The sequence below is a fragment of the Nostoc sp. genome (assembly GCF_036919595.1).
Taxonomy (GTDB): Bacteria; Cyanobacteriota; Cyanobacteriia; order Cyanobacteriales; family Nostocaceae; genus Nostoc.
The window spans coordinates 1-12,450 of the sequence record NZ_JBALCO010000011.1; the positions used below are offsets into that span (position 1 = coordinate 1).

Below are 12,450 nucleotides of genomic sequence, written 5' to 3' on the forward strand. Positions count from 1 at the left end.
CACCTTACTCTCCTGATCTAAATAAAATTGAGCGGGGAAAAGTCTTGGCTAAAAAGTCGTATCCGCAAGCAACTGGAGTACTTCCCTACCTTGCGGGCGGCGATGGAGTATGTTCTGAGTTTAGTGTCCTAACCAACCTAGCGGTTGCTATAACTGTAAAACTTCAGCTAATAGCACTGATTTATCATGCTCAGTTACATCTTTAGATAACTTTATTTCGTCTATTTTCTCTTTTTCTTTTCGTAGTTCTTCCGTGGCTCTTTTCAATGTTTGTTCAGCATATATATTTGGTACAGCACCGCTTATCCAGGCATCACCAACCATATTTGCTGTTGCTAACCAAGAAGATACACTTTGTGTTTCTTTATCCATATCTTCAGCGGAGTTTTTACCACTGCAAGAGGCTAACAATGTCAGTATTAATAAACAATTAATTATCGATCCTAATTTCCCAGGCTCTGGCATTTACAGACTCTCCATAGCCAACACAAATATATTTTTTTCGCTGCCTTGGCAACAGTGTACATCTATCTAACTAAATATTTTGTAAAATTTTATTTCAAATTTAATATTTATTTTTCATTAAAATCCCTTGTTTTAAGGCAAATTAACTTCGTAAATTAGGCTAATGATTTCATTTCTACTATCCAAGGCTCTAGAGTAAAATAATTAACAAAATAATTTAAGTTTTCTTAATAAAAAAGTTGGCAATTTTATCCACTATTAAGCACATTATTATGTCTATCATGATGCAGATACGTTATTTACAATTATATAGTCTAGGCTATACAAGAACAAGCTGGAATACATATATTAGCTTGGTTGTGGCAAGGTTAAAAGACACATAAAGGCACAATCCTAGAAGGAAAAATATCAAAGTATTTTTCCTTCTTACTTTCCTATTACTCTTACCTCCATAACCTTATTTCCAGCAGATAAGTTAGGCTTGAGACTCTAAACAAACATGTGAAACGACTCTAGTAAAACTATTTCTATTTGGATGACAACGGCAGAAGTCCCAGACCAACCCACGCTTACCGAAAATACTCATACAGATGTATACGTTGTCGGTGCTAGGATAGCAGGGATGTCAACTGCCATATTAACCCGCGAAGGTAAATCAGTAGTCGTACTAGATGATGGCCCCATTGGTAGCGGTCAAACGGCAAGAACAACGGCACACCTATCGAATGTACTTACTTATCGTTACCATAAACTGGAGCAAATGCACAGTAAAGAGGGCGCAAAACTTGTTGCTCAAAGTCATACAATAGCGATTAATACTATAGAGGCGATCGCCACCCAAGAAAACATTAGCTGCGACTTGGAGAGACTTGACGGCTATCTTTTTCCCCCAGACCTGAAATCAATAGATGAGATTCAGCAAAAGTTAGAAGCAGTACACGGGTCGGACTCACTAACGTAGAAATGGTGAAGAAAGCGCCGTTGAGCAATTTTGATACAGGAGTATGTCTATGCTTTCCCCGACAAGGGCAATTTGACCCACTGAAATATCTAACTGGACTTGCAGAAGCTATACAACGCAATATCAATATAATTTTTATAAGTATACACGTAGAAAAAATCCTAGGTAGTTTACCTGCCCGTGTTGAGACGAGCAGTGGTAAAGTTGTGAGAACTGACGCTGTGGTAGTAGCAACCAACTCACCCAATGAGGTGACATCAGTGGAAAACAAGTAAAAAGTGGAGACCATAGCTTTAGCCTAACTCTAAACAACTTGTTGAATCTCTATATCTTGAGACTGATGAGAAATCAAATATTCACAAATGTTTTGTTGAGTGGGCTGTTTTATCAATCTCGTAAATATACGGGAACTTCTTACTCTAAGTTATGGTCACTTTATGTCACTTGGAACAGCAAGGAGGCTGCCACTGTAACTGATCTAAGCGTAGGCGTAGCCCAACCCAAGCATTGCAGCCCTCTATGTCCAATGTAACTGACCTTAACTCTTCAGCAAGCCCGCTGTTCGCACCTAAAGGTGCGAACAGTTACTGTTATCCGTTACCAGCTTTTATGAAGTTGTCTTTATATATACAATAGTTATACTTTCTTAGTCAGATTAACGCAGACTTAAAATACTTTCAAATCCCTAAAATGGATATTTGCTGATGGAAAATTTTCGTGGGAATAAACCAAATATTAGCATAATTCTTTATATATACACTAAAACTTTCTGAAAGCTATATCAAACGACGCCTTACACATTTTTGCAACCAAAACCTTATATACTAGATAGGACTTTGATAAATTTGAGAGTTTTGTTAATTGCAACACCAAAAACTATTAATTTTTAGATTAAATACTAGCGTATCTTATAGTCTATAGTTTTTAAGGTTTAGTCAAAACTATATCCAGTATCATCAAAAAACTGCAAACTTCATGTGGTGCAAAAATCAATCGGGGAGTGAAAACATGAATTTACGTAGAGATGCATTGCAAATCCTCAAAGAAACTAGCCGAACTTTTTATATTCCAATCAGTCTTTTACCGCCAGGATTGCAAGAAGCAGTAGCATCAGCATATTTGTGTATGCGTGCCATTGATGAAATTGAAGATCATCCCGAATTAGATAACGCTACTAAAGCAAAGCTGTTAAGAACGATTAGTCTGACATTACAGGCAGGGGTTGATGGCTTCGCGGTAGATGCTTTCTTTGGAGGATTTAGTGGGTATGAGAATACCTTAGAAGAAGTCACTGTGAGGATTAGAGAATGGTCACTGCTAGCACCAGAAACCATTGCACCTCGAATTTGGGATGCCACTGCTGCAATGGCAGACCGGATGGCTTACTGGGCAGAAAGAAACTGGAAAATTTACACAGAATCTGATTTGGATCGTTATACTTTTGGGGTTGCAGGTGCAGTGGGATTATTACTTTCGGACTTATGGACTTGGTACGATGGAACGCAAACTAACCGTACCCAGGCGATTGGGTTTGGTCGGGGTTTACAAGCAGTTAATATCCTGCGTAACCATACTCAAGATTTAGGGCGTGGGGTAGACTTTTTTCCAGAGGGTTGGAGTGCAGCAAATATGCAAGAGTATGCTCGGCGCAATCTAGCCCTAGCAGAAGCTTACACAAAAAATCTTCCTACAGGTCCAGCCTTAGATTTTTGCCAAATTCCCTTAACATTGGCTAATGGCACCCTTGATGCCCTTGCTAATGGTAAAGAGAAACTCAGCCGCAGTGATGTTTTTGCACTTATCGAACAGCTGATTAGTGTGGACATGAAAGCCAGTTAATAGTTACTTAAGGACTAATGGAGACGATTCTAAATTGCCTCCAAATTTGGGCATCCAAAATCCTACAGCGATTTTTTGTAGGATGGGCACTGCCCTCCAATACTTCTAATACCAATTTTGGATTTTGGGTCGCACCAAAGGTGCGCTTTCAGCGCAAGCTGGATTTTGGATTCAAAGTCTCTGGCTTAAGGCTGTTTCAGCAATGTCAAACAATACTACCGATAAAAAAGGAGCTCAAACACTAGTCATTGGTATAAATATAATCAATTGACTTATTTAGGCGGTCGCTTTACGTAATACCAGTTAAACTTTAGAAACTCTTCAAAGGATTTCCAGCAAAAATTACCTGGTAAGAGTTGATTAATATCTAAATAATTGAAAGGGAGTATAACACTCACCGTGATTATTCGTGCAGCGAGTTGACAGTGCATGAGCTACTGCTTAAATCCTACCTGTCCCAATCCAGAAAATTTGGTAAATAGCCAAAGGTGTCAGTCTTGTGGCTCGCAACTACTGTTGCGCGAGCGCTATCAGGTGATCAAACCATTAGGTCAGGGTGGCTTTGGAGCAACCTTCTTGGCCGATGATCTAGGCTTACCAGGAGAACCGAGTTGTGTAATTAAGCAATTACGCCCATCAGGAAGCGCCCCACACGTTTTACAGATGGCCAGAGAACTCTTTGAGCGAGAAGCCAAAACTCTAGGTAAGATTGGCAATCATCCCCAAGTACCAAGGTTGTTAGACTATTTTGAAGATCACGAACAATTCTACTTAGTTCAAGAATATATCAGTGGTGATACCTTGCAGGAGGAGGTCAAACTTAACGGCATCTTGAGCGAAACTGGAGTCAAGCAATTCTTAAGCGAGATTCTGCCACTACTGCAATACATCCATGAGCAAAAGGTGATTCACCGTGATATCAAGCCAGCCAACTTAATTCGCCGCACTCAAGATGCCAGAATGGTACTCATTGACTTTGGCGCCGTCAAAGACCAAGTTACTCAAGGTGCGACGAGTCAATCAGGACAAACAGTATTAACTGCATATGCCATTGGCACTCCTGGTTTTGCACCTCCAGAACAAATGGCTATGCGTCCAGTCTACGCCAGTGATATCTATGCACTGGGGGTGACATGCATTTATTTACTGACTAGCAAAACACCTAAAGAGTTAGATTACAATCCCAACACTGGCGAGATGATGTGGGAGCCGCTTGTGCAAGTGAGTGACCACTTGAGCAATGTATTGCGAAAAATGTTAGAGGTGTCTGTACGTAATCGCTATCAGTCAGCAGCAGAAGTTCTCAGAGCATTGGAAATAGAACCATACTTAGAAAGTTTAGCAAAGGGTTTACTGATTAAATCAGATAGTAGATATAAAGAGCGAACACACAACTACCTGGAAAATTCTGCTGTTTTATGTAACAACTCCTCTACTGCTGTTACCAGTGTAGGAGTGGCACAGGTAGCGGCAGCAATTCGCGCTAGACGAGCCAAGGCAGCGGAAGCGGCTGGATTACACCAGAGTTCTGGGATGGCCAAATCAGCGACTTTAGCTAACAGCAACAGCAATGGTTCGCAAGTTCAAAATTCTAAAGTTAAGCGTAAGTTAGATACCCAAGGTTTATTAACAGCCTATTTGAAGGGAAGACGGGATTTTGCCCTACACAATTTAAGTTTGCTGAATCTACAAGGTGCTGACTTATCCCAAACAAATTTCCATTCCGCTCAATTGCAAAAAACCAATCTCCAGGGAGCTAATCTCCACAATAGTGACTTTGGCAGAGCTAGCCTCACTCAAGCAAATCTCAAGGATGCTAATTTGAGCAAAGCATACTTTAACCATGCTGATTTAGAAGGGGCAGACCTCCGAGGCGCAGACCTCAGCAATGCTTATCTCAGCAATGCTAACCTTCGAGGAGCTAATCTATGTGGTGCTAATCTCACCAGTGCCAAAATTTCAGATGAGCAGCTAGCACTAGCAAAAACAAATTGGATGACCGTGCGCCCCAATGGTAAACGAGGTTTATTGTAAGTTGAAGGTTAGATTTCCTAGTTAGTCGCTTGGTCTGGCTTCGAGACTAGTTCCCTCCTTAAAAAGGAGGAAAGGGAGGAAATCAAATCTTAAACTGAACTATTGGCATCCTACCCCCCTCCTCCCTCATCTCCCCGTTAGTGATTCTCTGCCAACGAGTATAAATCACTTACCAACAGTTAAAACTAGACCCTCATAGGCTACTATTGCTTGAGGAAAAGCAGATTTGACATCGACTTCAACTTGGTCAAGAAAATCATCATGGTCATCTGGGTGATGATGAGAAATGGCTAACCGTTGCACACCAGCATTCACAGCTGCATTCACCGCAGCTTGCCAGAGTAAATCAGCAGAGTCATGGTTGTGAGAGGTAGGGGGAGTGTAAGTGGCATTGGCAATCAGCAAGTCAACGCCTTTAATAAACTGTAAAATCCGCTCTTGCTCTACTTGATCAGCATTCGGGTGCAAATCCGTAACGTAGGCAACACTATACTCTTGCCAAGTAACTCGGTAGCCAACTGACCGCTGAGTTTGATTAATTAATGCAGTTGTAATCGTGACATTATCTAGCTTCACGTCACTTTCTGAAGTCAGATTGTAAAACTGCAATTCTGACTGCATTACCTGTAAAGGGTAAGGAAAGTGTGGCTGGAGCATCTGGTCATACAGACACTGTTTGATTGAGGCTCCATTTGAGGCAGCTGTGCCGTAAATGTGAAAACAATTTTCCACAATAAATGCTGGAGCAAAAAAGGGAAACCCTTGAATACGATTTGCTTGACAGTTGGTAAAAAATAAATGGGCTTCTAATGGCTGTTGTAGTTCTTGCCAAATTTTACCCAGTATACGTAAGCCAGTACCGCCATCAAAAATCAAGCGTTTCCCAGCTACATGCATTTCTACACAAGCGGTATTACCACCATAACGACTGGCATTGCTACTTGGAGTGGGAATCAAACCTCTTACACCCCAAAATTGCACGAGAAATTCACCTGCTGGGCTACTTGGCAGGGTAGATGACTTTTCTCTTATGTAGCTCTGGGAACCCGACAACTCAAAATTTGACATTTTTCTTGAAATTAGACCTTACTGAGCAGGTCATCGTAGCGCCGCACTTCCAACAGCCTGTTTTTTTCGTCCACAATGACTACCGTAGGAGAGTAACTTTTTGACTCTTCTGGAGTGAACTGCCCGTAAGTCATTATAATCAAGCGATCGCCAATAATGCCTAGACGTGCCGCACCCCCATTTAGCTCAATTACTCCTGAATGGGCTGGAGCCGGGATCGCATAGGTAATAAAGCGCTGACCGTTGGCATTATTAACTACTTGCACCTGCTCATAGGGTAAGATCCCAGCTTTTTCCAAAAGGATTTCATCGATGCTGATACTACCCACGTAGTTAATATTCGCCCCCGTGAGGGTGCAGTTATGAATTTTTGCCAAAAGGAGAGTGCGCTGCATTTAGGTTTGGGATTGGTGGCAGTTTTTGCGATCCGTAACAAGCGGAAGTCATTAAAGTGAGGAGTTAGGAATAAAAATTCATAACTCTTAACTCCTAACTCCTAACCCTAACTCCTCTATTATCCTCTATAAGCTTTGACGGATTTTTCTACTAAAGCTGCAACCTTGTCCACATCTTGCCAACCGAGAATTTCAGTCACCTTTTTTTCCAAATTTTTATAACTACGAAAAAATTCGGCAATTTCATCTAAGCGGTGTGGCGCTAAGTCATTCAGTGATTTCACCTGAGTGTAGCGCGGATCTTTGTCAGGAACACAAAGGATTTTCTCATCGCGATCGCCACCGTCAATCATCTCCAAGAAGCCAATCGGTCGTGCAGCAATAATACAGCCTGGAAAGGTTGGCTCGTCAATTATGACCATACCATCTAGGGGATCGCCATCTTCAGCCAAAGTATTGGGTACAAAGCCGTAGTCGTATGGATATTGTACCGAGGAATAAAGTACTCGGTCTAGAGCAAAAGCTTCTAGTTCCTTGTCATATTCGTATTTATTTTTACTTCCGCCAATAATTTCAATCAGAACGTTGATTAGACCCGGTTTTGGTTGGGCAGGAATACGAGATAAATCCACAAAAAACTCCTCTGATAACAGTGAATCATGGGGGCACTCAGTCAGCTTCGCTCCCCGTGTAGAATTTTAGGGCAATATGGATCTCTTCCCAAGGTATTTATTCCAGGGCATGGGGCATTGGTTATTTGTCCATCATCCCTTTCATCCGCCAATACTTCTGGCTTTGTGCATTTTAAACTTGGAATTGGATTTGGGGAAAAGGTTTTTTCTTTCCCCTTTCCCCCAAAACCCGAGAAGTATTGCCTCATTCCCCTCATTTTTAGTTCCCTTAAATTAGCCAAAAAATGGAAAAAGCGTTGCGAGGAAACTTCGCAACGCTTTTTCCAAAAGGGTATTATTCTTTCCCGCCCTTGATTGCTGTTAAAGGGATTTATGCGCCATTCTGTGAATACAACTGAAATCTGGAGTCACACAATCCAGATTTCGGCTTATTCCTAATGAACTACATTCAAATCTACAGAGATTTTCTCAAAATCAGGTTTCTTTTTTTTGTAGCTCTCCTGCTGGTGAAATACTACTGGAAAGCTTTATCAATCTTGACTTCCTTTGAGGTTTTGGATCAGGGGTTGCTGGTTATTTTGAACATTAGTTGAAGAATAGTGGGCAATGACAAACACGGGTAGGGTGAGAGTCAATAGAGCGATCGCAGTTCCCACAATGTCTGCCAAACGTTGGGAATATGTATCGGTATTGGCAGACTGGCTATTTGAATTCATACAAAATTGAAGTTCTTCGTAACACTGTGTAGGTCTACTCTCTTATCGAGAGTTTTTATGCTATTTCAGCTATTTTTAAACTGTAAAATGTCTGGCATTCTCCAATCTAAATCAGTTTTGCAACTGTCATAATAGCCTTTTTATACATGGACTTCTTAATACAAAGTTACAAATAAACAAATCATGTTTTATTTTGTAATTAATATTTTCAGATGTTTCCCTGTATGGTGTAAACGTTCGCATACCTCAAGCTAACTTTAACAGCATTATAAATTACATTTTTTCGCTGTTTAAAGATTAATTAGCAAAATGTATTTGTCCGATACTTCATGATTATAACATCCTACAACGCCTTTGATAAGGTCATTTTACTGTAATTGCTAATTTGTGATACAGGATACAAAACCGCAAAAGCACTGAATATCTGTCAGTTTTTTTGATTCTTATACAGTAGTTATACACAAAGTATTTGACACCAGAGAAGAAATGGTAGGAATGATTTTTGTAACCAATTATAACTACCGAATAAATACAGATACATCAACTGTGTTGTGCAGCATGGATTCAGTGATACCACTAAACAAATATTTCAGAATTTAAATTTTAAAATATATGTAATCTAACAGTAATTTTGTCAATCTATATATAGGAAGAATAAAAAGCGTTTTAGAAGGTGGTGTAGACGTGTAGCGGGTTATCACCAAACTTTGCTCATATCTGAACAAAATATCCAATCCCAATTTCCAAATCCTAAATCCATATAAGTTTTTGGATAAATCAAAATCTAAGACGAGAAATTATATAACAAATTAATCAGCCAAAAAAACCGCCACTAACTATCATAGGGCGGTTTGGTTAAGCAATCGGAGGGTAATTACAGATTACTCTGCTAATAAATGAAATTGCTGTAACGAAGTTTGCACATGTAAATTATGGATTGGGCATTGGGCACTTGTACTGAGCGACTTGTACCGACTTGTACTGAGCGGCGTCGAAGTAGCGAAGTCGAGGTAAACCGTTGGCGCAGCCTCTTCAAGAGTTGTATTGGGCATGGTTATTCTCCTTATCTCCCTCATCTCCCCCACTCCCTAATTCCTTCCGTAAACACTCATTGGTTCCTTGATAAATCGGGTGTAAAGATGCTTAAACGTAGACTTAATGACGCGGGGCATACCAAAATCGATAGGCATTAACTTGTCTGGTAGCCGCCAATCTTCTATTTTTAATAAGTCAGGATTTAAATGCGGAAACTCTATGGTAGCAAGTTTTGGACAAACTCCTAGCCTTTGGGAAGCTGCAACTGTGGGCACTTGTTCAGGAGGGACATTGAGGATTTCTACCATTGCCCGATCTAAGGCAAATATATCTGATGCGGCTGCTAAAATGCCCAGGTGGCGAGGTTCACCATTACTGGGGCCATTTCCTTCATGACCGATGATGCCATCTAATATGGTTAAGTTAGGGTTAATTGCCCTGGCAGTTTCTACTAACATTTCACCAAATCTATTCGCGTCTTTTCCAGCTTCCATGTGCCACCAAGCTTTCATTTTGCCGGGGACGCAACCAAACAAGTTTTTTACGCCTAGTGTTAATGTCAACTGCATATGCGATTTCACTTTTGGTAGGTTAATCACTACGTCTGCTTCCATTGCTTCTTTAGACAACCGCAGATGGTTAAAATTGTCACTAACGGTTTGGTAACGCTGACCGTGAAAATCGATAATCGGAAGATTAAGTTCTTCTAAAATAGGCAGATAGCCGTTTGCTACTGCTACGCCCTTGGCACTGCCAAAAGCAGGACTATCGCCCAAAAATGGTTTACCGCCAACCTTAATTACCATCTGGGCAACTTCGTAAACTAGTTCGGCACGGGTGATACACTCTTTACCAGGACGCGTCCCTGTAAGTAGATTCGGTTTGAGTAAAACGCGATCGCCTTTTTTCACAAACGCTGCTATTCCTCCAAAAGGTTCCAGGAGAATAACTAAGGATTCTCGTAAGGACTCTGGTTGGTAAGATGTAGCCCGAATGAGACTAACAGATGGTTTTTGAGTCTGCATGGATAGATAGGGGATAGAGGGAGTGGAGAGTAGGGAGCAGTGCAGGCAGGGGAGGCAGGGGAGGCAGGGGAAGAAAACTATTAGTTATTGCCCAATGCCCAATACCCTGTAACCTATTATTCTGTCCTGAGCGGTAAGATAACACTCATTTGTTCTAGATTTAAGACTGTGGCTAAGTCTGTTTCACTCATCAATCCTCGTTCTAGGACAATCTGCCGCAGGGATTTACCAGTTTCTAAAGATTCTTTGGCGACAGCTGCGGCATTTAAATAACCGATGTGGGTATTGAGTGCGGTTACTAAAGCTAAACTGCCTTCAGCGGATGCTAAACAACGTTCCCGGTTGGCTGTAATTCCCTGAATACAGCGTTCGGTGAGTGCAGCGATGGTATTGCCGAGAATTTCGATACTGTGAATTAGGTTATAGGCAATCAGGGGCATCATCACATTTAATTCTAATTGTCCGGCTTGTGCAGCTAAAGCGATCGCACTGTCGTAACCCATCACCTGAAAACATACCATTGATGTCATCTCTGCCATCACTGGATTATATTTCCCTGGCATAATCGAGGAACCGGGTTGCACTGGAGGCAGTTGAATTTCTTTCAAGCCTGTTTTTGGCCCCGAATCCATCAGCCGCAAATCGTGAGAGATTTTGACTAAATCCTGCGCTAAGTTGCGTAAAGCACCGGAAACATTTACAAATGGTGCCATACTCTGCATGGCTGCCATGAGGTGAGGCGCAGGTTCTAAAGGAGTGTCAATCAATTCTGAGAGAACTTCCACTACACGGGCGCGATACAGAGGATGAGTATTTAACCCCGTTCCGGCTGCACTACCTCCCAAACCTAGCACCATCAAATCACCAGAGGCGGTGTAAATCCGGTTTTGGTGTTCTGTAAGAATTTGCGCCCAAGCCCGAAAATTTTCACCCAAACGCACTGGTACTGCATCTTGTAAGTGAGTTCTGCCAGATTTGACGATATCTTGAAATTCTACAGCTTTATTTTCTAAAGATGCGATCGCACTATCTATTGCTGGGTGTAACGTCTTGGATAATGCCAATAAACCACCAATGCGAATTGCGGTAGGAATCACATCATTGGTAGACTGCCCATAATTAACGTGATCGTTAGGACTAACACGTTTGTAATTGCCCTTTTCTTCACCAAGAATTTCTAAGGCGCGATTTGCCAGAACTTCGTTGAGATTCATGTGGTGGGATGTTCCAGCACCCGCCTGATAAACATCCACGACAAATTGATCCCGGAACTTCCCAGCTAAGATTTCATCAGTTGCTTGGACAATCGCCTGACTAATATCTTGGGGAATGCAATTCAGTTCTCCATTCACAATTGCTGTAGCTTTTTTAATTAGCAATCCAGCATCTACGTAAGTATGTAAAGGTTTAATAGCGCTAATGGGAAAGTTTTCAATTGCCCGCAGCGTTTGAATGCCGTAATAAACGCTACTAGCAATTTGGCGATCGCCCATCGAATCGCGTTCGATGCGGAATTGGGAGTCTGTGTGTTCAGTCATAGTATTGTTTTAAGAGAGCTACAGAAAACAGATTTTCCCACGCAGGTACACTCAGATACACTAATCTGCATAGATTTTGCATATTTGGTTGGCTGCTTGTTGCTTTACACTTGTTAATTTTGATTTTTGAATTCCCTATGACTATACCCAACTGGATTACCTTCTCTCGCCTATTGGGGATACCCTTTCTGCTTTACGGTTTATATAATCCTACACCTCAAGCTAAGTGGATATGTTTGGCGATTTTTCTCATTGCTGCATTGACTGATTGGCTAGACGGCTATTTGGCGCGGAAACTCAACCAAATTAGTGAATTGGGTAAATTTCTTGATCCCTTAGTGGATAAATTTCTGGTACTTGCGCCGTTGCTGGTTTTTATTGAACTAGGAAAAGTGCCGGCTTGGGGAGTATTCCTGATTTTAGCGCGAGAATTAGCGATCGCTGGTTGGCGGGTAAATCAAACAACGATTACCGGGGCAAATATTTGGGGTAAACTCAAAACTGTTAGTCAAATAGTCGCGATCGCACTTTTGATTGCACCGCTTACTCAAGTGTGGCAAACTCCCTCTCTGATTGCCTTTTGGATTTCTGTCGCCCTAACTTTAATCTCTGGGGGTATTTATCTGATACCGCAAAACCCAACTAAGGAAAATCCACAGTTAAATACAAAGCGAACCTAAAATAAAACCACTGTGGCAATCGCTTTGAAAAATGATTCAATAAAATTTGATCGGAGTTCTGA

Annotated in this window: 13 protein-coding genes and 1 pseudogene; 6 read left to right on the forward strand and 8 right to left on the reverse strand. The window is 41.3% G+C overall.

What is annotated here, in order from left to right:
* A pseudogene (locus tag V7K21_RS01260) lies at nucleotides 1-132 on the forward strand (IS630 family transposase); the annotation flags it as partial.
* A 15-nt stretch (nucleotides 133-147) separates the two neighbouring features.
* Here V7K21_RS01260 and V7K21_RS01265 read toward each other — a convergent pair.
* Nucleotides 148-465 carry a hypothetical protein gene (locus V7K21_RS01265; protein ID WP_335171026.1) on the reverse strand — a complete coding sequence of 106 codons (318 nt, stop codon included), beginning with the start codon at nucleotides 463-465 and terminating at the stop codon, nucleotides 148-150.
* Between the two features lie 535 nt (nucleotides 466-1,000).
* On the opposite strand from V7K21_RS01265, the gene V7K21_RS01270 reads away from it, so the two are divergent.
* The 4 genes from V7K21_RS01270 (at nucleotide 1,001) to V7K21_RS01285 (ending at nucleotide 5,299) form a co-directional block, all read left to right on the forward strand.
* A complete protein-coding gene (locus V7K21_RS01270) occupies nucleotides 1,001-1,426 on the forward strand; it encodes an FAD-dependent oxidoreductase (RefSeq protein ID WP_335171027.1) in 426 nt (141 codons plus the stop codon).
* A 2-nt stretch (nucleotides 1,427-1,428) separates the two neighbouring features.
* Nucleotides 1,429-1,701 carry an FAD-dependent oxidoreductase gene (locus tag V7K21_RS01275; RefSeq protein ID WP_335171028.1) on the forward strand — a complete coding sequence of 91 codons (273 nt, stop codon included), beginning with the start codon at nucleotides 1,429-1,431 and terminating at the stop codon, nucleotides 1,699-1,701.
* 733 nt (nucleotides 1,702-2,434) lie between these two features.
* The gene (locus V7K21_RS01280) at nucleotides 2,435-3,265 is read left to right on the forward strand and encodes a phytoene/squalene synthase family protein (protein ID WP_273769426.1); all 831 of its coding nucleotides are present in this window, start codon (nucleotides 2,435-2,437) and stop codon (nucleotides 3,263-3,265) included.
* Nucleotides 3,266-3,694: 429 nt separating this feature from the next.
* On the forward strand, nucleotides 3,695-5,299 hold the full coding sequence (locus V7K21_RS01285) for a serine/threonine-protein kinase (protein WP_335171029.1): 1,605 nt from the start codon (nucleotides 3,695-3,697) through the stop codon (nucleotides 5,297-5,299).
* 165 nt (nucleotides 5,300-5,464) lie between these two features.
* On the opposite strand, the gene V7K21_RS01290 is transcribed toward V7K21_RS01285, so the two are convergent.
* The 7 genes from V7K21_RS01290 to V7K21_RS01320 form a co-directional block, all read right to left on the reverse strand.
* Entirely contained in the window at nucleotides 5,465-6,367 is a 903-nt protein-coding gene (locus V7K21_RS01290; RefSeq protein WP_335171030.1) for an MBL fold metallo-hydrolase, read from the reverse strand.
* Between the two features lie 11 nt (nucleotides 6,368-6,378).
* On the reverse strand, nucleotides 6,379-6,762 hold the full coding sequence (gene panD, locus V7K21_RS01295; protein WP_335171031.1) for an aspartate 1-decarboxylase: 384 nt from the start codon (nucleotides 6,760-6,762) through the stop codon (nucleotides 6,379-6,381).
* 119 nt (nucleotides 6,763-6,881) lie between these two features.
* Entirely contained in the window at nucleotides 6,882-7,394 is a 513-nt protein-coding gene (locus V7K21_RS01300) for an inorganic diphosphatase (RefSeq protein ID WP_298907371.1), read from the reverse strand.
* Between the two features lie 530 nt (nucleotides 7,395-7,924).
* Nucleotides 7,925-8,110 carry a hypothetical protein gene (locus V7K21_RS01305; protein WP_273769420.1) on the reverse strand — a complete coding sequence of 62 codons (186 nt, stop codon included), beginning with the start codon at nucleotides 8,108-8,110 and terminating at the stop codon, nucleotides 7,925-7,927.
* 881 nt (nucleotides 8,111-8,991) lie between these two features.
* Nucleotides 8,992-9,162, reverse strand: a complete 171-nt coding sequence (locus V7K21_RS01310; RefSeq protein ID WP_335171032.1) for a hypothetical protein — start codon at nucleotides 9,160-9,162, stop codon at nucleotides 8,992-8,994.
* Nucleotides 9,163-9,198: 36 nt separating this feature from the next.
* Nucleotides 9,199-10,170 (reverse strand): DUF362 domain-containing protein, encoded by a 972-nt coding sequence (locus tag V7K21_RS01315; protein WP_335171033.1) that lies wholly within the window; start codon nucleotides 10,168-10,170, stop codon nucleotides 9,199-9,201.
* Between the two features lie 116 nt (nucleotides 10,171-10,286).
* Nucleotides 10,287-11,708, reverse strand: coding sequence for an aspartate ammonia-lyase (locus V7K21_RS01320; RefSeq protein WP_335171034.1), 1,422 nt, complete (start codon nucleotides 11,706-11,708; stop codon nucleotides 10,287-10,289).
* Between the two features lie 137 nt (nucleotides 11,709-11,845).
* Here V7K21_RS01320 and pgsA point away from each other — a divergent pair, with 137 nt between their 5' ends.
* A complete protein-coding gene (pgsA, locus tag V7K21_RS01325; protein ID WP_335171035.1) occupies nucleotides 11,846-12,388 on the forward strand; it encodes a CDP-diacylglycerol--glycerol-3-phosphate 3-phosphatidyltransferase in 543 nt (180 codons plus the stop codon).
* Nucleotides 12,389-12,450 lie beyond the last annotated feature (62 nt).

Coding starts and splice junctions, on each gene's coding strand:
- V7K21_RS01265 (WP_335171026.1), bottom strand. CDS start 465: ATGCCAGAGCCTGGGAAATTAGGATCGATAATTAATTGTTTATTAATA.
- V7K21_RS01270 (WP_335171027.1), top strand. CDS start 1,001: ATGACAACGGCAGAAGTCCCAGACCAACCCACGCTTACCGAAAATACT.
- V7K21_RS01275 (WP_335171028.1), top strand. CDS start 1,429: ATGGTGAAGAAAGCGCCGTTGAGCAATTTTGATACAGGAGTATGTCTA.
- V7K21_RS01280 (WP_273769426.1), top strand. CDS start 2,435: ATGAATTTACGTAGAGATGCATTGCAAATCCTCAAAGAAACTAGCCGA.
- V7K21_RS01285 (WP_335171029.1), top strand. CDS start 3,695: ATGAGCTACTGCTTAAATCCTACCTGTCCCAATCCAGAAAATTTGGTA.
- V7K21_RS01290 (WP_335171030.1), bottom strand. CDS start 6,367: ATGTCAAATTTTGAGTTGTCGGGTTCCCAGAGCTACATAAGAGAAAAG.
- panD (WP_335171031.1), bottom strand. CDS start 6,762: ATGCAGCGCACTCTCCTTTTGGCAAAAATTCATAACTGCACCCTCACG.
- V7K21_RS01305 (WP_273769420.1), bottom strand. CDS start 8,110: ATGAATTCAAATAGCCAGTCTGCCAATACCGATACATATTCCCAACGT.
- V7K21_RS01310 (WP_335171032.1), bottom strand. CDS start 9,162: ATGCCCAATACAACTCTTGAAGAGGCTGCGCCAACGGTTTACCTCGAC.
- V7K21_RS01315 (WP_335171033.1), bottom strand. CDS start 10,170: ATGCAGACTCAAAAACCATCTGTTAGTCTCATTCGGGCTACATCTTAC.
- V7K21_RS01320 (WP_335171034.1), bottom strand. CDS start 11,708: ATGACTGAACACACAGACTCCCAATTCCGCATCGAACGCGATTCGATG.
- pgsA (WP_335171035.1), top strand. CDS start 11,846: ATGACTATACCCAACTGGATTACCTTCTCTCGCCTATTGGGGATACCC.